Annotated in this window: 26 protein-coding genes; 13 read left to right on the forward strand and 13 right to left on the reverse strand. The window is 46.4% G+C overall.

All coding sequences use genetic code 11. The annotated features are described in order from the left end of the window. Positions 1-39: 39 nt before the first annotated feature. The 4 genes from ICN14_RS01520 to ICN14_RS01535 form a co-directional block, all read right to left on the reverse strand. Entirely contained in the window at positions 40-1,335 is a 1,296-nt protein-coding gene (locus ICN14_RS01520; protein WP_216224345.1) for a DEAD/DEAH box helicase, read from the reverse strand. Between the two features lie 107 nt (positions 1,336-1,442). Beyond that, entirely contained in the window at positions 1,443-2,021 is a 579-nt protein-coding gene (locus tag ICN14_RS01525) for a hypothetical protein (RefSeq protein ID WP_216224952.1), read from the reverse strand. A 22-nt stretch (positions 2,022-2,043) separates the two neighbouring features. Further along, the gene (locus ICN14_RS01530; RefSeq protein WP_216224346.1) at positions 2,044-2,463 is read right to left on the reverse strand and encodes a YbgC/FadM family acyl-CoA thioesterase; all 420 of its coding nucleotides are present in this window, start codon (positions 2,461-2,463) and stop codon (positions 2,044-2,046) included. 15 nt (positions 2,464-2,478) lie between these two features. Further along, a complete protein-coding gene (locus ICN14_RS01535; protein WP_370624792.1) occupies positions 2,479-2,901 on the reverse strand; it encodes a GNAT family N-acetyltransferase in 423 nt (140 codons plus the stop codon). 186 nt (positions 2,902-3,087) lie between these two features. On the opposite strand from ICN14_RS01535, the gene ICN14_RS01540 reads away from it, so the two are divergent. After that, entirely contained in the window at positions 3,088-3,669 is a 582-nt protein-coding gene (locus ICN14_RS01540; RefSeq protein ID WP_255535916.1) for a hypothetical protein, read from the forward strand. A gap of 83 nt (positions 3,670-3,752) precedes the next feature. Here the strand turns inward: ICN14_RS01540 and ICN14_RS01545 are convergent, their stop codons facing one another. The 3 genes from ICN14_RS01545 to ICN14_RS01555 form a co-directional block, all read right to left on the reverse strand. Continuing rightward, a complete protein-coding gene (locus ICN14_RS01545) occupies positions 3,753-3,977 on the reverse strand; it encodes a molybdopterin-binding protein (RefSeq protein ID WP_216133578.1) in 225 nt (74 codons plus the stop codon). A gap of 8 nt (positions 3,978-3,985) precedes the next feature. Then, positions 3,986-4,801, reverse strand: coding sequence for a substrate-binding domain-containing protein (locus ICN14_RS01550; RefSeq protein WP_216224347.1), 816 nt, complete (start codon positions 4,799-4,801; stop codon positions 3,986-3,988). 65 nt (positions 4,802-4,866) lie between these two features. Then, positions 4,867-5,688: a substrate-binding domain-containing protein gene (locus ICN14_RS01555; RefSeq protein ID WP_216224348.1), complete on the reverse strand. Its 822-nt coding sequence runs from the start codon at positions 5,686-5,688 to the stop codon at positions 4,867-4,869. 74 nt (positions 5,689-5,762) lie between these two features. Between ICN14_RS01555 and ICN14_RS01560 the strand changes: the two genes are divergently transcribed. The 7 genes from ICN14_RS01560 to ICN14_RS01590 all read left to right on the forward strand — a co-directional run bounded on the left by ICN14_RS01560 (position 5,763) and on the right by ICN14_RS01590 (position 11,377). Further along, on the forward strand, positions 5,763-6,788 hold the full coding sequence (locus ICN14_RS01560; protein WP_216224350.1) for a substrate-binding domain-containing protein: 1,026 nt from the start codon (positions 5,763-5,765) through the stop codon (positions 6,786-6,788). 9 nt (positions 6,789-6,797) lie between these two features. Continuing rightward, on the forward strand, positions 6,798-7,562 hold the full coding sequence (gene modA / locus ICN14_RS01565) for a molybdate ABC transporter substrate-binding protein (RefSeq protein ID WP_216863194.1): 765 nt from the start codon (positions 6,798-6,800) through the stop codon (positions 7,560-7,562). Positions 7,563-7,663: 101 nt separating this feature from the next. Continuing rightward, positions 7,664-7,945: a FeoA family protein gene (locus ICN14_RS01570; protein WP_255535917.1), complete on the forward strand. Its 282-nt coding sequence runs from the start codon at positions 7,664-7,666 to the stop codon at positions 7,943-7,945. A 2-nt stretch (positions 7,946-7,947) separates the two neighbouring features. Beyond that, complete coding sequence (locus ICN14_RS01575; protein WP_216224351.1) at positions 7,948-9,861, forward strand: ferrous iron transporter B; 1,914 nt, start codon at positions 7,948-7,950, stop codon at positions 9,859-9,861. Between the two features lie 74 nt (positions 9,862-9,935). Further along, positions 9,936-10,328: a cytochrome c5 family protein gene (locus ICN14_RS01580; RefSeq protein ID WP_216224353.1), complete on the forward strand. Its 393-nt coding sequence runs from the start codon at positions 9,936-9,938 to the stop codon at positions 10,326-10,328. A gap of 4 nt (positions 10,329-10,332) precedes the next feature. Next, a complete protein-coding gene (locus tag ICN14_RS01585; protein WP_216224354.1) occupies positions 10,333-10,608 on the forward strand; it encodes a SemiSWEET transporter in 276 nt (91 codons plus the stop codon). A 76-nt stretch (positions 10,609-10,684) separates the two neighbouring features. After that, complete coding sequence (locus ICN14_RS01590) at positions 10,685-11,377, forward strand: fumarylacetoacetate hydrolase family protein (protein WP_216224355.1); 693 nt, start codon at positions 10,685-10,687, stop codon at positions 11,375-11,377. A 23-nt stretch (positions 11,378-11,400) separates the two neighbouring features. On the opposite strand, the gene ICN14_RS01595 is transcribed toward ICN14_RS01590, so the two are convergent. Then, positions 11,401-12,174, reverse strand: a complete 774-nt coding sequence (locus ICN14_RS01595) for an enoyl-CoA hydratase/isomerase family protein (protein ID WP_216224356.1) — start codon at positions 12,172-12,174, stop codon at positions 11,401-11,403. Between the two features lie 81 nt (positions 12,175-12,255). On the opposite strand from ICN14_RS01595, the gene ICN14_RS01600 reads away from it, so the two are divergent. The 5 genes from ICN14_RS01600 (at position 12,256) to ICN14_RS01620 (ending at position 15,131) form a co-directional block, all read left to right on the forward strand. Then, a complete protein-coding gene (locus ICN14_RS01600; protein ID WP_216224357.1) occupies positions 12,256-12,408 on the forward strand; it encodes a DUF5993 family protein in 153 nt (50 codons plus the stop codon). Between the two features lie 5 nt (positions 12,409-12,413). Beyond that, positions 12,414-12,977, forward strand: coding sequence for a disulfide bond formation protein B (locus tag ICN14_RS01605; protein WP_216224358.1), 564 nt, complete (start codon positions 12,414-12,416; stop codon positions 12,975-12,977). Positions 12,978-12,995: 18 nt separating this feature from the next. Further along, complete coding sequence (locus ICN14_RS01610; RefSeq protein WP_216224962.1) at positions 12,996-13,994, forward strand: tripartite tricarboxylate transporter substrate binding protein; 999 nt, start codon at positions 12,996-12,998, stop codon at positions 13,992-13,994. Between the two features lie 112 nt (positions 13,995-14,106). After that, positions 14,107-14,586 (forward strand): hypothetical protein, encoded by a 480-nt coding sequence (locus tag ICN14_RS01615; RefSeq protein ID WP_216224359.1) that lies wholly within the window; start codon positions 14,107-14,109, stop codon positions 14,584-14,586. A gap of 26 nt (positions 14,587-14,612) precedes the next feature. Beyond that, complete coding sequence (locus ICN14_RS01620) at positions 14,613-15,131, forward strand: hypothetical protein (RefSeq protein WP_216224361.1); 519 nt, start codon at positions 14,613-14,615, stop codon at positions 15,129-15,131. A gap of 26 nt (positions 15,132-15,157) precedes the next feature. Here the strand turns inward: ICN14_RS01620 and ICN14_RS01625 are convergent, their stop codons facing one another. The 5 genes from ICN14_RS01625 to trxA all read right to left on the reverse strand — a co-directional run bounded on the left by ICN14_RS01625 (position 15,158) and on the right by trxA (position 20,700). Then, complete coding sequence (locus ICN14_RS01625) at positions 15,158-16,549, reverse strand: MATE family efflux transporter (RefSeq protein ID WP_216224363.1); 1,392 nt, start codon at positions 16,547-16,549, stop codon at positions 15,158-15,160. Between the two features lie 3 nt (positions 16,550-16,552). Further along, complete coding sequence (locus ICN14_RS01630; protein WP_216224365.1) at positions 16,553-18,280, reverse strand: glycosyltransferase family 39 protein; 1,728 nt, start codon at positions 18,278-18,280, stop codon at positions 16,553-16,555. A gap of 104 nt (positions 18,281-18,384) precedes the next feature. Next, entirely contained in the window at positions 18,385-18,729 is a 345-nt protein-coding gene (locus ICN14_RS01635; protein WP_015421284.1) for a type B 50S ribosomal protein L31, read from the reverse strand. 146 nt (positions 18,730-18,875) lie between these two features. Further along, the gene (rho, locus tag ICN14_RS01640; RefSeq protein WP_046330324.1) at positions 18,876-20,138 is read right to left on the reverse strand and encodes a transcription termination factor Rho; all 1,263 of its coding nucleotides are present in this window, start codon (positions 20,136-20,138) and stop codon (positions 18,876-18,878) included. A 235-nt stretch (positions 20,139-20,373) separates the two neighbouring features. Beyond that, positions 20,374-20,700: a thioredoxin TrxA gene (gene trxA, locus ICN14_RS01645; protein ID WP_062309025.1), complete on the reverse strand. Its 327-nt coding sequence runs from the start codon at positions 20,698-20,700 to the stop codon at positions 20,374-20,376. Between the last annotated feature and the right edge of the window lie 55 nt (positions 20,701-20,755).

Genomic DNA, 20,755 nt, shown 5'->3' on the forward strand with positions numbered 1-20,755 from the left:
CAATGTATTAAATCGTATGGATGCAATATTAGCGGAGACTTAACGATTAAAACTGCGCTTAGGCGGACTTCCACGTTTAGCAGCTGGCTTGCCTCCACCATTACCGCCACCATTTCCACCGCCAGCATTACCTGGCCTAGGCTTACGAGATTGTTGGTGTTGTTGGCTACGCAATTGGATCGGTTGCGCTACGGCATTCGGATCTGGTTCAAATCCAGCAATCACCTCCTGTGGCAGTTTTTGCTTGATGAGCTTTTCAATATCACGGAGCATTTGATGTTCATCAACGCAGACCAAAGATACTGCAACACCATTTGAGCCAGCTCTACCAGTTCTACCGATACGGTGAACGTAATCTTCAGATACGTTTGGTAAGTCATAGTTCACGACATGGGGGAGTTGATCGATGTCGATACCACGTGCTGCAATATCGGTAGCAACTAGTACGGTGATCTTTCCATCTTTAAATTCTGCTAAAGCCTTGGTGCGCGCGCTCTGACTTTTATTGCCATGAATCGCCATCGCAGTAATACCATCCTTTTCAAGCTGGGTTACTAATTTATTGGCACCATGTTTGGTGCGAGTAAATACCAAAACCTGTTGCCACTGATTGGTTTTAATCAGATGTGCCAATAAAGGATGCTTTTGGGTTCTGTCTACTGGGTGAATGAGTTGAGCAATCGCTTCATTCGTGCTGTTACTACGTGCCACTTCAATCAATGCTGGTGAATTCAGCAAGCCATCAGCCAGTGCTTTGATCTCGGTCGAGAAAGTTGCTGAAAACAGTAGGTTCTGACGTTGCTTTGGCAATGCAGCCAAAATCTTTTTGATATCACGCAAGAAGCCCATATCTAACATGCGATCTGCTTCGTCCAAGACGAGGATTTCAATATTGGCGAGTGAGACGCAATTCTGTGACATTAAATCAAGGAGGCGACCTGGTGTTGCCACCAAAATATCTAGCCCAGCAGCGATCGCTTTAATTTGTGGATTCGCACCAACGCCACCAAAGATCACTGTAGATTTAAGGCCAGTATATTTGCCGTAAGTCACAACAGACTCTTGAACTTGGGCGGCCAGCTCGCGGGTAGGTGTCAAAATCAAAACGCGCAATTGACGCTTGCCGCCAGTTTTAGCAGTACTGCTTAAGCGCTGAAGAATCGGTAGGGTGAAGCCGGCAGTTTTACCGGTACCAGTTTGAGCTGCAGCGAGTAAGTCTCCACCCTTTAATACCGCAGGGATGGACTTTTCTTGAATGGGGGTGGGGCTAGTGTAGCCTTCTTCACTAATAGCGCGAAGAATGGATTCTGATAAACCAAGATCTGTAAATAACATAGGGACCAAATAAATATTGGCCCGTATTCAATTAAACGACTATCCCGGCCAATGGGGTGAGCTGCCACACTTGCAGTGTTTGCAGAAAGAGCCCCTATTTTAAGCTATCAGGCTGCATTCCAAAGATTTGGCGTTACTGAATTAGCATATCCCGAGACAAATAATTTTTCTGCGCCTGTAATGGGGTCAAACACAGCGCGCTGGATGCGGCCAATATTTCCACCATAAACATGAATGCTGATGGAAGTTTGGTCACTCAAAGCATTCTCGACCACATGGATGTCATGTGTTTGGGGGGATACGGTAGCAACTTGACCTGGGTGGCAAATGAATGACTCATTGGCTTTATAGCTGCCATCAGCCTGTTGGTAATAGTCAGCACTGCGTTCTTGCCCTCGCAACTGGCCAATCATGCCCCAGACAGTATGGTTATGTAATGGCGTCTTTTGACCGGGACCCCAAACAAAGCTGACTACTGAAAAGCGATCGAGTGGATCTGCATAGAGCAAGTATTGTTGGTAGTACTGAGGATGTGGTTTGCAAAACTCTTCTGGTAACCAGTCATCAACCTGAATTAAGTTTTCTAAGAGCTTTTTGCCTTTAGAGAAAACAATTTCCTCACTCGGCTTGCTCTCTATAAGCGTTGCGAGTTCTTTAACAAAAGTCAGTAGCTTGCCTTCTTGCATTGAAGTCTCTTCAGTAGTGATGTTATTGATCTGCTGCAAAGAGCCAGTCAGGTAGGCCCTTTGGTTTTAGGGTGGTAGTGTCAACACAGACAATGTGCAGTAATGCGGTAGCAAGAAGTTCTGGCTCCATTCCTTCGACGATACGTTTCGCAGTTTGCTTCACTGCAATTTGGGTGCGACCACGGTGCTCAATGATTTGATCAATGCTTAAGAGGTCATCTAATCGCCCCGGCCTATGAAAGTTCATCGTGATTTCTCGGACGGGAAGAACGATCCCAAATTCATTGACCAACTTTGTTGGGCTTAAGCCTCTTTGCTGCAGCCATTCAGAACGGCTTCTTTCAAAGATCTCTAAATAACGAGCGTGATACACAAATCCTGCTGCATCGGTGTCCGAGTAGCAAACACGAAAGAGGAAAGGGGGATTGCTTAATTGGGTCATAGGGGTAAGGTGCTTTTAGATATATAGAATCATATCGCGATGTGCGATCCCGGCTTCATCGTAGATATCACCTTGTGCAGTAAACCCAAACTGCTCGTAAAACGGCATGGCAGATAGTTGGGCATGTAATTCCAGTTGGGTAATGCCCTGGGATTTGCTGAGCTCTAGCAAGGCACGAAGTAAATCACCTCCAATTCCCTGTCTTCGATGCATCGGCAATACCGCCATGCGTCCAATTCTGCCAACGTTCCCAGGTAAGGTCACAAGGCGAGCCGTCCCAATGCATTCTGAGTCCAGATAGGCTAGAGCATGCTGTGCGAGTGGGTCGTACTCGTCGAGCTCCATCTCTGCTGGAACGCCTTGCTCTTCGATAAAGACGCGTTTTCGAACGGAGTAGGCCTCTTCCTTGCCATCTAGCCAGGATTTAATCAAGATCACGCGTTTATCTCTCAGCTATCTATATGTGGAGGCAAATTGGCTATTCAGCCTCAAATGTAGCAAATTGCAGCTTTTTTGGCTTCAAATATTAGCTCTAAAGCTTATAAGTAAGCCACTTCATGGTTAAAATGAATTGGTGGTGCCAGAGGGTTGGCGCCCCTCACAAACCTTTATTTAGGAGTTATCTTGAAGAAATCTTTATTGGCTACATTAGTTGCCTCACTCGGTTTAGTTGTTGCAGGTTCAGTATTTGCTCAAGCACCAGCAAAAATGTTGCCTTTGGCGGCTGAAGCAATTGTATTGACTGCTACTGTTGATTCAGTGGACGTAAAGAATCGTATCGTTGTTCTTAAGGACGCTAACGGTAACTTGGCTCAAATGAATGTATCCAAGCAAGTAAATGATTTGGATAAAGTGAAAAAAGGCGATGTGTTTGTTGTTGAGCATGCTCAAGCGATTGCAGTTGGTTTAGTTGCTGCTCCTAAGGGCGCAAAACCAGGTGTTTCAGGTGTTCGTTCAGTAGTGATCGCTGGCAAAGGTTCTGCTAAGCCATTTGAAGAGACTACTGATACTGTTTATGCAACAGTAAAGATCAGCACAATCGATGCAAAAACTCGTGTTGTGACATTTACATTACCATCAGGCGAGAAGCAAAAGGTTAAAGTAGACCAAAGCGTTTTAGGTCTTGAGAAATTCAAGGCTGGTGACGACGTAATGGTTGAGTTCGTTGACGACACAGCTATTGGTTTCACAACGCCAAAGAAATAAGTAAAAACTAATTCAGCATTAATCATGCTGGAGCAGTAAAGAAAAAGGCCCGCATTGCGGGCCTTTTGCATATCAGCTAAAGATTAAGCGTCTTTGGCAATCATCACATCAGAAGCTTTGATTACCGCCCAAGCCTGATCACCAACTTTGAGCTTGAGTTCATCAACGGCCTCATTAGTAATGGAGGCAGTAACAATGTGGCCAGCACCAATATCTAACTTCACGTGAGAAGTGGTTTGACCCATTTTGAGTTCAACAACTTTACCGCTGAGAGTATTGCGTGCGCTGAGTTTGACTTTAAGTTCCATGATTTCTCCTAGTGAAGGTATTGTTTGGCGTAGACAGCATCATTGTAAAGAGCTTCTTTGTACTGCGCCTTGCCGTAGTTGCGAATAATGGCCTGGCCTTCATCAGAGGCTACAAATTGAATGAACTTAGCGGCAATATCGCGGTTCTCAGTGGCGCCGACAGGGGCTACTAAAGCATCATAGGTATTTACTAGGTAGGGATCGCCGCGATAGAGAATCTGTAGATCAGGGGCAACATTTTTCTCCGCCACCCAAGTGCTGCTATCTGTCATGAAATACGCTTTGTCAGTATTTGCCCGTTTAAGCGAGGCTGTCATGAAGTCATTGGTCACGATGTACCAATTACCTTCAGGTGTAATCCCGGCCTTCTTCCAGATATCCATTTCTTTCTGGTGGGTGCCTGATTTATCGCCGCGAGAGATGAAATTAGACTGTGCCTTGGCGATCTTTGCATAAGCATCAGCGCCACTGCTAGCGGATTTGATTCTGGCGCTATCCGCTTTAGGCCCAACGATATAAAACTCATTGGAACCAATCAGCGTCCTACCAGTTGCCCATCCTTCAGCAATTGCTTTATTAACACCCTCTGGTGCGTGAACCATGATCATGTCTACCTGCTGTGTTTTCAGCAGATTAAGGGAGGCACCACTTCCGGCTTTAATCCAGACCAAGCGTGCGCCTTCCTTTTTGTCGAACGCCTCACCCAGTTGTTGCAGAAGGCCTAACTCTCCAGGGCTGCCGGTTGCCAATTTAAAGCTCTTGGCACCTTGACCATAGGTAGCTTCCACTTTGGGAGGGTTGGATTGCGCTAATGATGTTTGCATTCCAAGCCCTATTAATAAACTGGATAGAAGTGCACTAAATAACTGTTGTGGATATCTCATGCTAATTATTTACTAGCGTTAGGGAAGAAGAGTTGCTCGCCACCAATTTTGTAGCTTGCAATAACATCTTGACCATTTTTAGAAATCAGCCAATCAATAAACTCCTGTCCTTCAGCTTTTTTCACATGCGGGAATTTCGCTGGGTTTACTAACATGACGCCATACTGATTAAATAGCTTTGGATCGCCTTGAACCAAGATGACCAAATCGCCGCGGTTCTTAAAGGAAAGCCAAGTAGCGCGATCAGCCAAGATATAGCCATTCATTGCGGATGCGGTATTGAGGGCAGGGCCCATGCCAGATCCAGTTTCTTTGTACCAGGCGCTAGGTGCCACTGTAATGGCTGCATCTTTCCAGTAACGTAATTCGGCAGCATGCGTACCACTCTTATCACCACGAGATACGAATGGTGCTTGCGCTGCTGAAATTTTCTGAAACGCTACTTTGATATCTTTGCCGCCACCAATTTTCGCCGGATCGGATTTAGGTCCAATCAATACGAAGTCGTTGTACATCACTTCGTAGCGTTTTGTGGAGAAGCCCTCAGCTACAAACTTTTCTTCAGCAGGTTTGTCATGAACAAACACCACATCAGCGTCGCCACGACGACCAATATCCAAAGCTTGGCCAGTTCCAACGGCAACTACTTTGACATCGATACCGGTTTTCATTTTGAAGATTGGCAAGATAAATCCAAAGAGACCAGATTGCTCAGTAGAAGTTGTGGATGACACAACAATGCTTTTCTCTTGCGCATAAGCAGTGTTGCTTAAAAGTGCTAGGGCAGTAATGGCAGATGCCAGTATTCGGGTAAATGAGAATTTCATCTGAGTTCGCTTCCTTAAGGGTGTTCGGTTAAGATCTGTCATATTACAAAACATCAATATGCAAAAAATTACATATGAGAATTCAGATCCGACCCACCCTTATTTTTGGTAATAAGAACGCCAAAGATCCGGCCGTTGTGGACTTGGTCTGGCTAACTAGCCTCTTAAAAGACATCGAGCACGGCAAAACCTTGATGTCCGCTTGTAAGAAGATGGGCCTCTCCTATAGAAACGTGTGGCAAAAGCTTAACGATGTTGAGGAGGCCTTAGGCTTTAAATTGATGGATCGGGTTAGAGGGCATGGATCCCAGCTCTCTGAATATGCCAGGTACCTGATTCAATTTACCGATGATTTTGACCAAAAAACAGTGCGCTTGGGTCAAACCAGCCTTTCTCATCTAGAAGAGGGCTTTGCTCAATTTAGAGTGAAGGCAAAAAAACAGTGGCGGCTTGCCAGCAGTAGCGACCCCATTATTCAAAAATCCGTGTTGGATATCGGTGGTTTTGAATTAATTACAGCGGGATCGGGCGAGGCGCTTGAGCGCCTATTCAATTACGAAGTGGATATTGCGGGCTTCCATGTATCAGACCAGCAAAGCTCACAAATTATTGCAAAGCGCCTAAAAAAAGAGGGGATGCAAATCTTTCCGGTGATGAAGCGCGTTCAAGGCTTGATGGTCGCTAAAGGTAACCCCCAAAATATTAATAGCCCTAAGGACCTGTTGCGTCCCAAGATTCGCTTTATTAATCGTCAAAAAGGTTCCGGTACGCGCCTCCTGCTCGATACCATCCTAACTAAAGAAGGTATTGATTCTCATCGTATTAAGGGCTATGAGAATGAGGAGTTCACGCACTCTGCAATTGCGATGGCAATCTTGGCTAAGAAAGTAGATGCGGGCATGGGCGTCAAGAGTGTAGCGATTGAGAACGGTCTCGACTTTATTCAACTGAAAGACGAAATCTTTTTCCTGGCTATGGGCGAGGAGTTGAGCGCCAATAGAGAGCTTGCCAAGCTCATTCGGAAGATTCGTACGCTCTCAGGGGAAACACCTGGTTATAAATCGATTGGACTTAATAAGCAGATTGCCGGTTGGTTATAAACTAGCCCCATGATCAAAAGCATTTGCGTATTGGGTTTCTTGGCTTGGAGTTTTCTAAGCTCTATCGCCTATGCGCAATCAGTCACGGTCGCCGTGGCGAGCAATCTGAAGCCTGCATTCGAGGAGATTTTTAAGGGCTTTAGTCAGAGCAATCCCCAAAGTAAAAATATTCGCGTTGTTTATGGATCATCGGGCAATCTATCAAGTCAGATGAGACATGGTGCCCCATATGAGTTATTCATTTCCGCAGACGAGGCCTATCCACTAAAATTGGTTGAAGCGGGCTTAACTCGAGATCGTGGAGTAGTTTATGCATCCGGGCACTTGGCCTTGATAACCAATGCAGCGGCTGGTCTTCGCTTAAGTTCAGATCCGGATAGCATTCAATCTTTGCTGAGAAGCGCTAAGAAGATTGCGATCGCCAATCCAGATTTGGCTCCCTATGGCAGAGCCTCTGTTCAATATCTTCAGGCAATCGGCTTATGGGATGAGCTGCAGAGTAGGGTGATATTTGCAGAAAACATTTCCATTGCCGCTGTCTACGTGAGTACTGGAGCTGCCAAGGTTGGTATTACCGCTTTATCTCTAGCAAAGTCTTCGGAGCTGTCTCAACAAATTCAATATATTGCCTTGCCTGATAATTTGTATGCTCCGATTAAACAGCGCATGGTTTTAAAGCGAGATCCAGCGCCGATTGCCATCGCACTGTATGACTATTTTCAGAGCTCTGTTTCTAAGCAGATTCTGCGCAATCACGGATATTCCGTTCCCTGATTAGACTAAGTCGACTTTTTTGTTTTAAATCAAGATGGCGGCCTAGTAATTAGGCGATGATTAAGCCCATGAACCACTCCGAGAGAATGATATTCATTCTCATGTGGGCATATAATTGGTCTATCAATCCCATCAATCCAGACATGAATCTTGAAGAAATCCTCCCGGGCGTCAGAGCCCGCGTTAGCAAGATTGCCACCACAGGCGATCAACGTGAAGATATTCGCGGTCAATTAGAGGATATTGGCTTTCTTCCTGGTGAGCAGGTGGAAGTCTTGCGCAAGGGATTGTTGGGTCAGGGCCCTATATTGATTCGAGTTGGATCATCGACATTTGCCTTGCGAGAATCTGAAGCACGATTAGTTGAGGTAGAGATTCTTTAAGCATGTCCGAAGCGCAGATCCATTTCTATCCAAGTGAACCTCTAGTCGCATTGCTGGGTAATCCCAATTGCGGAAAAACAGCACTCTTTAATTTGCTGACGGGTAGTCGTCAAAAGGTCGCCAATTATTCTGGTGTGACTGTTGAGAGAAAAGAAGGGCGCTTAACCCTCGCATCTGAAAAAGTCATTCGCATTCTTGATCTTCCAGGTGCTTACAGTTTGTATCCGCGCTCTTTAGATGAGCGAGTCACTTGTAACGTGCTTCATGGCAAGGCCCAAGGCGAAAAGCGTCCAGACCTCGTGCTCTGTGTTCTCAATGCCATGAACCTCAGACGCAATTTACGCTTGGTCTTATCTGCAAAGCGCTTAGGTTTACCCTGTGTTGTCGTACTCAACATGGTGGATGTTGCTCAGCGCCAAGGTTTAAATGTTGATGCAGAAGGCTTGTCTCGAGAGTTGGGTCTCCCTGTTATTGCAACAGTGGGTATTCATGCCAATGGTGCTGATGAACTCAAACACTTTTTGAGTGTGCTGGATTGGAAAAACTTATCCGCATTAAGTGCGAGCAATATAGATGAAGGTATTGAAACTTCTGTCGATCACTCAGCCCATACCGAGTCTGACAACATTCAGGTTCAGCGTGTATTGCAAAATCTAGGTCTTGATCAAATCATTCCTGATCGTTTGAGTGATCGTCTGGATTCTGTACTGCTGCATCCTGTTTTTGGCCCACTCATCCTCGCTACAGTGCTCTTCTTCATTTTCCAGGCGGTATTTAGTTGGGCCACCTTGCCAATGGAGTTGATTAAAGCTGGAGTGGATTGGTTAGGCGCTCTATGCACTCAGGTACTGCCAAATAATTGGCTACGCAGTTTATTGGTGGACGGTATTTTGGCCGGCGCTGGCGGAGTATTGATTTTCTTGCCGCAGATTTTGATTCTGTATTTCTTTATTCTCATTTTGGAAGAGTCTGGTTATCTTCCACGAGCCGCTTATTTGCTGGATCGATTGATGGGGCGGGTGGGTCTATCAGGTAGATCCTTTATCCCACTGTTATCTAGCTTTGCCTGTGCCATCCCTGGAATTATGGCAACGCGCAGTATCTCCAATGCACGCGATCGTTTGGTAACGATCTTGATTGCACCCATGATGACTTGTTCAGCACGTCTACCTGTATATGCCTTATTGATTTCCGCCTTTATTCCCGAGCGTAAATTGTGGGCCGGATTAGATTTGCAAGGCCTAGTTTTGTTCTTACTCTATGTTGCAGGCATTGCTGGAGCAATGGCCGTAGCTTGGATACTCAAACGCTTTACTAGCGAAAAGTTTCAACTCAATGCCTTGATGATGGAGCTGCCGAGTTATCACTTGCCACGCTTAGGTAATTTAGCGATTGGTCTTTGGCAGCGTGCTGAAATTTTCTTGCGCCGCGTTGGTGGAATTATTCTGATCATGACAGTCTGTCTATGGGCGCTCTCGAGTTTTCCGCTTCCTCCAGAAAATGCGACTGGCTCACCCATTCAATACAGTATTGCTGGAATAATGGGTCAGGCTTTGGCGGTAGTCTTCGCTCCGATTGGTTTTAACTGGCAAATCAGCATTGCTTTAGTTCCTGGTATGGCAGCTCGAGAAGTGGTGGTGAGCTCTTTGGCAACCGTATATGCATTATCCAGCTCTGGTGTTGATGCAGCAGATGCTTTGGTGCCGCTGATCTCTACAGGCTGGAGTTTAGCCACGGCCTTATCGCTTTTGGCCTGGTTTGTCTTTGCCCCCCAATGCCTCTCGACAATTGCTGCCGTCAAAAGAGAAACGGGTGGATGGAAGATCCCAATCATCATGCTGAGCTATCTTTTTGGCTTAGCCTATCTGGCAGCCTTTATTACCTATCGGGTTGCGAGCTACTTTGGCTTAGCCTAGTACTTAATTAGGCATTCAATGCAAAATTGAGATAAATTGTCATAAATAACAATTAACTCCTCATTGGTGCCCTTATGAATTTATCTCTTCGCCACATATTATTTACTGCTGCTTGTACTCTTAGCTTGAATGCGTTCGCTGAGCCAGGTGAAAATACTTATAAACAGGTTTGCGCTGCCTGCCATGCTTCTGGCGTTTTAAATGCCCCCAAGTTTGGTGACAAAACCAAGTGGGCCCCTTTGATTGCTGAGGGTCAAGTGACTCTGACAGCGCATGCCTATGTTGGTGTAAGGCAGATGCCTGCTAAAGGGGGCGTTCCTAATATGACCATTGAAACGTTTTCTGATGCCGTAGCCTATATGGCTAATAAGGCAGGCGGTAATTGGAAGACGCCTGATGCAAAAACTCTGGTATCAATCAATAAAGAAATCGAATCCCGTAAGGCCGGCTTAAATCAAAAGCAGTAATTGCATGAATTTACAGCCACATCAGATTGAGATCATTGGCTACTGCGCTGCATTTTTGACAACGATTGCTTTTCTGCCTCAGGCCATTCAATCCTGGCGCACCCGAGACCTCTCTGGAATCTCGCTCGGTATGTATAGCTTGTTTACTGTAGGCGTTGGCTTATGGCTTATCTACGGCATCATTATTGAAAAGTGGCCCTTGATCTTGGCCAATGCCTTGACCTTTGCTTTGGCCCTCAGCATTTTGCTGCTCAAACTCCGAAGTAGTGGTCATAAATGACATTGACTCAAGTAATGTCATAATTAATTCACACAATAATTATTAAAAAACTAGACATTCATTAGAAAGGCTATTTATGAGCGCTGCATACGTTATTGACCCACCAATCGTTCCATCCCTCCCTGTAGTGGGTGACACCCGTCGTTTTGCTGTGAACCGTATTTATTGCGTTGGTCGCAACTATGCTGATCACGCGCGTGAGATGGGCCATGATCCTGATCGTGAGCCACCATTCTTTTTCATGAAGCCAGCCAATTCAATCGTAGCTGATGGCAAAGATATGCAATATCCAAATCTATCGAATGATGTTCATCACGAAATCGAGATGGTCGTTGCTATCGGTAAAGGTGGCGTTAATATTCCAGCGGATAAAGCGCTAGAGCATGTTTATGGTTACGGTGTTGGTCTAGATATGACTCGTCGTGACCTACAGGGCGAAGCCAAGAAAATGGGGCGCCCTTGGGATACTGGTAAAGCCTTTGATCAATCCGCTCCTTGTGCGGCAATTACTCCAGCTGCTCAGTTCGGACATCCGAATAAGGGCGTGGTCAAGCTATTGGTTAATGGTGAAGTGCGTCAAGAGGGTAACTTAAACCAATTGATTTGGAATATTCCTGACACTATCGCTTACTTATCCACTTTGTTCACCCTCGAGCCAGGCGATTTGATTATGTCTGGCACGCCTGCAGGTGTTGGCCCTGTGAAAAAAGGTGATGTACTTGAGGGAAGCGTCGAAGGTCTTACGCCACTCAAAATTAAGATTGTTTAATACACGCAAACAGTCTTAAAAAATTACTTGCCAATCCACTTTGGCGAGCGTCCTTCAAGGAAGGCATTAACCCCTTCTTTGAAGTCGACGCTGTTGTAGGTCTCTCTCATAAGTTCAGTGCAATCCGGTAAATTACTTTCCATTAAGCGAGCTAAAGTTACCTTACTTGCCTTCTGGGTAATTGGGGCAAGCGATGCCAATTTGATGGCTAAGGATTCAGTTGCTTGCGCAATATCCTCAGGAGTAGTAGTTTGATACAGGTAGCCTGAGTTCAGTAATTCGGGTGCCTTGATCAGTTCTGCAGTAAGCAACATCCGCTTCACCATCGGTACACCTAAGTGATTAGCAATCCAAGATAGATTGCTTGGCGATAAACAGTTACCTAAAGTTTTTGCGACTGGAATACCAAAGCGCGCATCATCGGTTGATATTCTGAAATCACATGCGGTGGCGATGAGTAAACCACTGCCAACCGCCAAGCCCTCGATTAGTGCAATGGTTGGAATAGGTAAGTGCTGCAAAGAGTGAAAAATCGCATCCACTGCAACTTCGTATGCTTCATTCTCTTGGAGATCTATAAATTGCTGGATGTCGCTACCGGATACAAAGGCTTTATCACCGGCACCCCTAAAAATCGCTACCCGGATTTCTGGTCTACTCGCCAAGTCATCGCAAAGACGTTTGAGTTCCTCATACATCGGCCAGGTCAAGGCATTGCGTGCGGCAGGATTATTAAATGTAATGCGGGCAATGGGCCCATCGAGCTGGAAGTCGATGCAGGGTGGGGTGGTGTTCATGACTGCATTCTATACAAAAGACCCTTTAAACAGCTTGTTTTCAAGTTCTAGAACGACCTAGGATAGAATTCATTTATGTACATGTTCCTACCTTTCCTGACAGCCTTTATCGGCCTTGTCCTTGTTTGGTTTGAGAAGCGTCTGGCTGGTTTAGTGATGCTTGCTATTACCCTTGGCATCCTCATGTTCTGGTTTCGCATTCATGCGACCGACCATCTCAATATCAGTCTGTAACGAACATGAGTAAACATTCCCTTCCTTCATTAGCCGCCCTTGGCAATCAACTGGCTCTAGTTGCGATTATTGGCATGTTGTCTTATGCCTTTGTCGATCAACTCTATTTTGGTGAGTTACCTTGCCCGCTGTGCTTAATGCAGCGCATGGGTTTTGTCATCATCGGGTTTGCACTAGTTCTGAATATTCGTTTCGGTGCGCATTCTTCTCACTACGGTTGGGGTATCATCGGCGGCTTAACTGGGATGATGGTTTCCTTGCGCCAAGTTTTCCTGCACATTCTTCCGGGTGACAAAGGATTTGGAAAAACTTTTCTCGAGTTGCATTTTTATACTTGGGCATACGTAGGCTACGTTGGCTTGTTAGCTGGTCTTGCGATTCTTTTGATGTTGCCTAACCGTGATGTGCGCTCACGCTCGCTGTTTGCAAATACTTTAATCATTCTATTTATTGTTTTAGTCTTTGCTAACCTCGCTTCCACGCTGTTGGAATGCGGCATTGGCCCTTGTGCTGATGATCCCGTTAAATATGACGGATGGATCTGGTTGCGCACTCGTTTTGGTTTTTAAGTTCGTGTGAGTGATGTCATGCTGATCACCTCTAGGGTGGTTAAGGGTTTGGCGGTTCTACTGATTTGCTTGGGCTTTGCCAATACCGCTCAATCTCAAACTGCTAAAACCAATACTGCTTGGCCTAAACAAGCGATTCGGATTGTGGTGACATTCACTCCTGGTGGAGCTCCCGATATTTTGGCGCGTGTACTGGCTGAGAGTTGGCAACAAAGTTTAGGTGTACCGGTCCTCGTAGAAAACCGCCCTGGCTATGGCGGCAATATCGGCGCCGATATTGTGGCAAAGAGTGAACCAGATGGCTACACACTCCTGATTGGTACGGTGGGTATCCATGCCATTAACGGCGCGCTCTATGACAAGATGTCTTTTCATCCGATTAATGATTTCACACCCATTAGTTTCTTGGCGAGCACGCCTAATGTATTGGTGGTCAATAAGAAGTTAGGCGTGAGTAATTTGCACGAACTGATTGAGCTGGCCAAAGCCAAACCCAATGAACTTACTTTTGGCTCTTCTGGTGTCGGCACTTCCTTGCACATGTCTGGCGAACTTTTTAAAGAAATGACTGGAGTACAGATTCGGCACATTCCCTATAAAGGCAGGGCTCAATCTTTGCCGGATCTGATTAGTGGTCGGATTTCCATGCTCTTCGATAACCTCTCATCATCACTGCCTCTGATCAAGGCGGGTGAGGTGCAGGCTTTGGCAGTCACCACCTTAAAGCGCTCTCCAGCAGCTCCGGAGATTCCGACCATGGCAGAGCAAGGCTTGCCTGGATTTGAGGCAACATCTTGGTTCTCGCTCATGGCACCCGCCAATCTGCCCCCATCCTTGCAAAAGCGCTTAAATACCTTGACTCGCCAAACCCTCAATCAGCCTGATGTTAGAAAAAAGTTGCTGGCTAGTGGTTTAGATCCTGCTCCAGGAAGCCCCCAAGAGCTTTCCAAGTTGATTCAAGCTGAGACCAATAAATGGGGTAGAGTGATTTACAAATCAGGCGCAAAATTAGAGTAATTAGTCTAAAAGCTGAAGTGATAAATATTCCAATAAAAGCCCAATTCTTGTCAGCCTGGATTTGGGTGAAGCGTTAAAGGTAGTAGGAGGCGACCAATTAATGGGGTCCACTATGAAAACAAGCCAAAAGCAATACAACTCAGTTTTGTCTAAAGCGGTTCTGACGCTCTTTGCAGCAGCAGGTCTATTTACCCTTGCTCCGGTAGCGGCTCAAGCGGGTAATGTGGGCTGGGCTGTCTCTGTTGGGGGCGGTTACGGAGGCGGTTGGCGCCCAGCAGCTTACGGCCCTGGTTGGGGTGGTGGCTGGGGTCCAGGTTGGCGTGGCGGATATTACGGCGCTGGCTATGGCTATCCCTATGGGGCTGGCTACTATGCTCCACCCGTGGTTTATGCAAGTCCGCCGGTAGTTACTTATGCAGCGCCACAGCAGCCTATGGTTTTAGCTTCTCAACCTCAGCCTCCAGTTTGGTATTACTGTGAAGCGAGTGGGCAGTATTTTCCATATGTACAAAGTTGCGCATCTGGATGGCAGACTCAGCCAGCAATGCCACCATCTGGCAATGTATCGACACGGCAACGTAGTCACAATTAAATAGTTATCCGATTTAAGGAATCAATATGAAACGTACCGTACTGACATTGGCGCTCATCAGCTCTTTAGCTGCTTGCGTCTCTGCGCCAACGGGCCCAACTGTGGCAATCATGCCGCGTGAGGGCAAACCTTTTGAAGTCTTTCAGCAAGAAGATCAACAGTGTCGTGAGTTCGCTGCAAACGCGATTAAGGACACTAGTAATGCAGCTCTTAAAGAGGGTGCAACTAGTGCAGCCATTGGCGCCGCTTTAGGTGCGGCTGCTGGTGCAGTGATTCAGGGTGGTAGTAGCCAGAATATTGGCACTGGCGCAGGCATTGGTTTACTTGGTGGCGCCGCTTTAGGTGCCATGAACTCCTCCGGTAAGCAAAATCAGGGGCAGGTTCAATACAACATCGCTTATCAGCAGTGTATGTATTCCAAAGGCAATCAGGTACCTAGTTATCCAACTCAAAACTTTGGTGGCGGTGGCGGTAATAATAATGGATACAACATTCCCCAAGGCAAGCCATCAATGCCTCCAAATGGATTTAAACCTATTCAGTAAATCTAATTGCTGGAATTGAATCTCGACTAAACCTCAACCGGCGGATGCGTTTTCTCAAAGCGCGCCGCTGTTTTTCTAAAGAGGTAGAGTAAAAGTAGTGCGGCTAATCCTAAGCTCATGCTGTTACCAGCCCAAAAGCCATTAGCGCCTTGTAAAAACTCTGGTGTATTGCCAAAGACATTGAACCCCATCAAGTAGCCGCCACCCAAGCCTACACCCCACAGTGAGCCTGCGTAAATCAACATTGGCCAGAAGGCGATGCGGTACGCGCGCAGAATAAATGCCGCAGTAATCTGCAAGGCATCAAACACTTGATAAAAAGCGATAAACAAAAATAGCGGAATCGAAAAGACTTTCACTTCTGCCGGTGGATCATAGAGATCTAAAAGTTGAACCCGGAAAATCCATACCGCAATACCAATCGAAATACACAGAGTAGTTGTGAAGAAGACTGATGACCAGCCAATCTCTTCAGCACGCTCCTGCTTGTTAGCTCCAATCGATTGAGAGACTAATGTCATCGTTGCAATAGATAGGGATAAGGGCACCATATAAATTACCGTCCCCATATTAGCCACAATTTGGTGACCAGCTAGAGCAGTAGTACCAAGACGCGCAATGAAGAGCGACATAAAAGTAAATGATGTCACTTCAATCAAATAGCTAAAGCCGATGGGTGCACCCAATTTCAGTAAGGTCCAGATGCGATGCCAGTCTGGCCAACTAAAGCGCGCAAAGATCTTAAATGGCTTGTAGAAGCCATCGAAGAGCACAAAGCTGAGGGTGATGATGAGCCAAAACCAATTAATGATGACGGTAGCTACAGCACAACCTGGTCCACCCATGCCTTCAATGCCAAGCCCACCATAAATGAATAGTAGGTTGAGCGGCAGCTTTAAGCCCAAACCAATCAGTTGCACTACGGTAATTACTGCTGGTCTAGAAACAGCATTGTGCAGCGCCATCAGCACACGCATTGCCATGCTGGCAGGTAAACCAATGGCAAGAATATTGAGATACAACTTAGCCTTGCCTTCAATATCGGGTGTGACTTGAGAGATTTGCAGCAGATGATCCGCGTTGAGCAGAATGGCGCCACCCAATAAGGTGAGGCCCACCGCTAGCCAAGTAGCTTGACGTACTTCTTCACCGATCTCACCAAAACGCTTAGCCCCAAAGAGTTGGCCAGCGATTGGGGCGAGGGCGGAGATTACACCAGTGAGACCAACATAAATACTAATAAAGATGGCGGATGCCATTGCAAGTGCAGCTAAGTCGTCAGCGGAGTAGCGCGCTGTCATAGCGGTATCTAAAACGCCAAAGGTAATCACTGCCAGCTGACCAATCAACAATGGTCCAGCAAGTTTTAATAGGGAGGGGATGTCCTCGCGCAAACGCGATAACTTAAAGTGCAACACGTATTATTCTTTACCAGCAGGGGTAATTTGATAGAGGCGCAGACGCTCATCACGGTCAGATGCCCGGCGATCCTCCCAAAGCAATTCAATTTTCTTTTTATTGAGGCTAGCGTATGCCTTAGCTTCTAAAGAGTTATGGGTCAGCATGAGATTGCAGTTGGGATCATCACGCAAAGGTAGTTTGGTGAAGTAGCTAAATGAAGCTAGCTGTGCAGAACCCAGATTGCTGGTATCAATACATCCTGGTGTGTTGGCAATAATTTGTACCAGACGATCAGAAACATATCGATAAGTCTTTGCATAATTAATCGTTGGCAACCAAAGTGTCATTAACAACACCCACATCAATGTAGTGCCAGATGCGGAGATGATGAGACAACGCCAGATTTCTTTTGGAGCGCGTGAAGTTCTCCAGCGCACAATTGCTAACCACACGCCAGTAATGATGAGGGCAATAACAAAACCAAAGTAGTCAAACTGCGCCTGAAAGCCCGGTAGGAGTCTCGCCAAATTGGCGGCAGTAGATTCTGGAAAGCCGGTTACTTTAGCGAACCAAATAATCCAAATAGCCAAAGCGATCATGGTGAAGCTAAACATCGCAAACCAATCGATGAAGCTAATGAGGCTACGCTTGAGAATCGGCAAACTAAACGCAGCAATGATCGACAAGCTGGGGATCAAAATGATGAGGTCATGTTCATTGGCTTCTAGTCTGAAAAGGACATAAATTAAGCAACCAATAAACAAGCTAAGCGGAATGCAAAGGTGAGGAGCGCGCCATTGACCCGCTTCTTTGACCCGACCCCAATGGGCGAGGGAGATGATGGCTAATGGCCAAACTGGCCAGGCATAAGCCCAGAAGTTGACGCTCAAAAATCCAAGGGATTCAATAGAAGGCGTTGCGCGCATCTCCGGCATATTGCGCCAGCCTTCTTCAGCGATATGACGCCACTCTGGAGTCAGGTTACCCAAATACCAAAGCGCAGGCCAAATCGCAAAACCAATGAGGCCTAAAACCGTACTGGTCAAAGTCCAGCGAAAACGTAACTTCGCATTACTAGCAATGACTGCAATGATGGTGGAGCTGACGATGATGAGGCTGAGTGTGAGATTGCTCGAAAGCGCAACGATCGCAATGCCTAGGCCAGTCCATAAACCGCCTTGCCATGGTTTATCCAGGCCACGCACTGTGCCGTACAAAACAATACTGATGCCCATCAACTGAGCCATCATTGGTGTAGTCTCGTGTGCGCGTTGTGCAAGACCGACGCATGCCAAGAAAATCAATAGCGCACCATCGGCTAAGGTCATGCCATAGTTTTTACGACCTGGCTGACCACCAACTGCTAAGACCATGGGTTGAACTTCTTGACGACGACCCAATAGATAAGTCGCGTACCAAATAGCCAATGCAGAGGCGAAGAAGCAAACAGCCGCATAAAGGCGCGCAGCATTAGCTGCTCCAATCAATGGACCAAATAGATCCATGAGGGTGGCGCCTAGCCAGTAAGGGAAAGGTGAGCCAAGCGAGATATCGCGCCCAGCTAGATGCGGAACAATCCAGTCGAGTGCTTTGCCATGTTGCAAAGTCCACATGCCACCAAAACCGATGGCATCTTCGTTCTTCCAGGGATCACGCGCAAATAGGCCGGCAAAACCATAGACCAAGGTCAACGCAAAAATAATGATGCGTGGGATGGAGGTGGTGGCGGCGGCGGTGAGTTTGACCATAAAAAACTAGCAATAAAAAAGGCAGCAAACGCTGCCTTGATTATCTCGCAGGGGAGGGTGAATAGTGAATATCCAAACCCCAGCCCCTTTGTAGAGTAAGCCTATTACTTCTTCTTAGCTGGCTTTTCAGCAGCTTTAGCTTCTGCAGCAGCAGCTTTTTTCTCAGCTGTTTTTGCAGCGCCATCGCCAGTTGCTTTAGCAACAGCTTTAGTACCGAATTTCTGACGGAATTTCTCAACACGACCGGCAGTATCCATAATCTTCTGGGTACCAGTGTAGAAAGGGTGTGACTCAGATGAAGTCTCGATCTTGGCCAATGGATATTCATTGCCATCTTCCCACTTGATTGTCTCTTTAGTAGACATAGTGGAGCGAGTCTTGAAGCTGAAGTTATTAGAAACGTCTACAAAGACGATTTCACGATATTCGGGGTGAATGCCAGGTTTCATTATTAAGTCCTATTAGCAGGCAGCCGTTCGGGTCCTAAGACCTAAATACTTACCCAAGTTAAATGCAAATTATTAAAGCGGTAAAGGCGAAATTATGCCATGAAATCAACAACAAAGCGCACTTTTACCGTCTCTGAGAGTCTAAATTAGCCACCCTTACGCATTAAATCGAAGAATTCACCATTATTTTTGGTGGATTTGAGCTTATCAACGATAAAGTTCATCGCCTCGATATCGTCCATATCGGCCAATAATTTACGTAAAACCCAGATTTTCTGGAGGTTTTCAGCTTTAACCAGTAACTCTTCACGGCGGGTGCCGGACTTGTTGAGGTTAATCGATGGGTAAACGCGACGCTCAGCCAAGCGACGCTCAAGGTGAACTTCCATATTGCCGGTACCTTTGAACTCTTCGTAGATGAGGTCATCCATACGGCTACCAGTCTCAATCAAGGCAGTAGCGATGATGGTGAGTGAGCCACCTTCTTCAACGTTACGCGCAGCACCGAAGAAACGTTTTGGGCGTTGCAATGCGTTTGCATCAACACCACCAGAAAGTACTTTTCCAGATGAAGGGATAACAGTGTTGTAAGCACGAGCAAGACGGGTAATCGAGTCAAGCAAGATGATGACGTCTTTTTTCATCTCAACTAAGCGCTTAGCCTTTTCAATCACCATCTCGGCAACTTGCACGTGACGCACAGCTGGCTCATCAAATGTAGAGGCAACGACTTCACCGCGTACAGAGCGCTGCATTTCAGTAACTTCTTCAGGACGCTCATCAACCAACAGCACGATCAAGATCGCATCTGGATTGTTCGCAGAAATCGCATGAGCGATGTGCTGCATCATCACGGTCTTACCGGATTTAGGTGAAGACACGATCAAGCCACGCTGGCCATAGCCAATCGGGGAGATCATGTCGATGATGCGGCCAGTTAAATTCTCTTCAGCTTTGATGTCGCGCTCTAACTGAATGACGCGATTCGGATGCAAAGGCGTTAAGTTTTCGAACATGATGCGGTTCTTCAAGGCCTCAGGAGCCAAACCGTTGATCTTGTCTACCTTAACCAATGCAAAGTAACGCTCGCCATCTTTAGGGGTGCGAACCTCACCTTCAACGCTGTCACCAGTGTGCAGGTTGAAGCGGCGGATCTGTGCAGGGGAGATATAGATGTCATCCGGAGAGGCCATGTAAGAGGCATCTGGTGAGCGCAAGAAACCAAAGCCATCAGGCAATACTTCCAAAGTACCGTCACCGAAAACAGATTCACCTTCCTTGGCGCGCTTCTTGAGGATGGCAAACATCAACTCTTGTTTGCGCATACGTTGTGTATTTTCAATCTCCAGGCTGGCTGCCATTTCAAGCAGAGCGGATACGTGGAGTACTTTGAGTTCAGATAATTGCATGTGGTTCTCGGGTGTAGATAAGGATGTAGATGTGTTTTGGGGTATCGCTGTCTAGATGGACATCAGACAGATTGGAAAAACAGAATTTTGGGGAGTTTGCTAAAAAAGAAGGGGAGGGAAAATTGCTGGGAATATTGCCGAAGATCGGGGCACTGAAAGTGCGTTGAAATAGATACTACACTAAAAACAGCTAAAAACCACAGGCTCACCCAGTGAACCTGTGATCAAGGACTATTTACAGATGACTATCAATAAATGCAGTCAACTGGGATTTAGCCAAAGCGCCTACTTTTTGAGCAGCAACAGTGCCGTTCTTAAAGAGGATCAATGTTGGGATGCCACGAATGTTGAATTGGGCGGGAACGCCTTGGTTCTCATCCACGTTCATCTTCGCGATTTGGATCTTGTCGCCGTATTCACCAGCCAGTTCTTCAAGGATAGGGCCGATCATCTTGCAAGGACCACACCACTCAGCCCAGAAGTCGAGGAGAACAGGTTTATCGGACTTGAGAACGTCTTGCTCGAAAGAAGCGTCAGTTACATATTTGATGCCGGCACTCATGAAAATTCCTTAATTAGTCTTATTTAGTTTTATATAGTTATTGCTCTACAACGCT

The sequence above is a fragment of the Polynucleobacter sp. MG-27-Goln-C1 genome (assembly GCF_018881905.1).
Classification (GTDB): Bacteria; Pseudomonadota; Gammaproteobacteria; order Burkholderiales; family Burkholderiaceae; genus Polynucleobacter.

What these genes read in the sequence shown, in the direction of transcription:
- ICN14_RS01520 (WP_216224345.1), bottom strand. Translation starts at nt 1,335, where the DNA reads ATGTTATTTACAGATCTTGGTTTATCAGAATCCATTCTTCGCGCTATT.
- ICN14_RS01525 (WP_216224952.1), bottom strand. Translation starts at nt 2,021, where the DNA reads ATGCAAGAAGGCAAGCTACTGACTTTTGTTAAAGAACTCGCAACGCTT.
- ICN14_RS01530 (WP_216224346.1), bottom strand. Translation starts at nt 2,463, where the DNA reads ATGACCCAATTAAGCAATCCCCCTTTCCTCTTTCGTGTTTGCTACTCG.
- ICN14_RS01545 (WP_216133578.1), bottom strand. Translation starts at nt 3,977, where the DNA reads ATGGAACTTAAAGTCAAACTCAGCGCACGCAATACTCTCAGCGGTAAA.
- ICN14_RS01550 (WP_216224347.1), bottom strand. Translation starts at nt 4,801, where the DNA reads ATGCAAACATCATTAGCGCAATCCAACCCTCCCAAAGTGGAAGCTACC.
- ICN14_RS01555 (WP_216224348.1), bottom strand. Translation starts at nt 5,688, where the DNA reads ATGAAATTCTCATTTACCCGAATACTGGCATCTGCCATTACTGCCCTA.
- ICN14_RS01560 (WP_216224350.1), top strand. Translation starts at nt 5,763, where the DNA reads ATGAGAATTCAGATCCGACCCACCCTTATTTTTGGTAATAAGAACGCC.
- modA (WP_216863194.1), top strand. Translation starts at nt 6,798, where the DNA reads ATGATCAAAAGCATTTGCGTATTGGGTTTCTTGGCTTGGAGTTTTCTA.
- ICN14_RS01570 (WP_255535917.1), top strand. Translation starts at nt 7,664, where the DNA reads ATGTGGGCATATAATTGGTCTATCAATCCCATCAATCCAGACATGAAT.
- ICN14_RS01575 (WP_216224351.1), top strand. Translation starts at nt 7,948, where the DNA reads ATGTCCGAAGCGCAGATCCATTTCTATCCAAGTGAACCTCTAGTCGCA.
- ICN14_RS01580 (WP_216224353.1), top strand. Translation starts at nt 9,936, where the DNA reads ATGAATTTATCTCTTCGCCACATATTATTTACTGCTGCTTGTACTCTT.
- ICN14_RS01585 (WP_216224354.1), top strand. Translation starts at nt 10,333, where the DNA reads ATGAATTTACAGCCACATCAGATTGAGATCATTGGCTACTGCGCTGCA.
- ICN14_RS01590 (WP_216224355.1), top strand. Translation starts at nt 10,685, where the DNA reads ATGAGCGCTGCATACGTTATTGACCCACCAATCGTTCCATCCCTCCCT.
- ICN14_RS01595 (WP_216224356.1), bottom strand. Translation starts at nt 12,174, where the DNA reads ATGAACACCACCCCACCCTGCATCGACTTCCAGCTCGATGGGCCCATT.
- ICN14_RS01600 (WP_216224357.1), top strand. Translation starts at nt 12,256, where the DNA reads ATGTTCCTACCTTTCCTGACAGCCTTTATCGGCCTTGTCCTTGTTTGG.
- ICN14_RS01605 (WP_216224358.1), top strand. Translation starts at nt 12,414, where the DNA reads ATGAGTAAACATTCCCTTCCTTCATTAGCCGCCCTTGGCAATCAACTG.
- ICN14_RS01610 (WP_216224962.1), top strand. Translation starts at nt 12,996, where the DNA reads ATGCTGATCACCTCTAGGGTGGTTAAGGGTTTGGCGGTTCTACTGATT.
- ICN14_RS01615 (WP_216224359.1), top strand. Translation starts at nt 14,107, where the DNA reads ATGAAAACAAGCCAAAAGCAATACAACTCAGTTTTGTCTAAAGCGGTT.
- ICN14_RS01620 (WP_216224361.1), top strand. Translation starts at nt 14,613, where the DNA reads ATGAAACGTACCGTACTGACATTGGCGCTCATCAGCTCTTTAGCTGCT.
- ICN14_RS01630 (WP_216224365.1), bottom strand. Translation starts at nt 18,280, where the DNA reads ATGGTCAAACTCACCGCCGCCGCCACCACCTCCATCCCACGCATCATT.
- ICN14_RS01635 (WP_015421284.1), bottom strand. Translation starts at nt 18,729, where the DNA reads ATGAAACCTGGCATTCACCCCGAATATCGTGAAATCGTCTTTGTAGAC.
- rho (WP_046330324.1), bottom strand. Translation starts at nt 20,138, where the DNA reads ATGCAATTATCTGAACTCAAAGTACTCCACGTATCCGCTCTGCTTGAA.
- trxA (WP_062309025.1), bottom strand. Translation starts at nt 20,700, where the DNA reads ATGAGTGCCGGCATCAAATATGTAACTGACGCTTCTTTCGAGCAAGAC.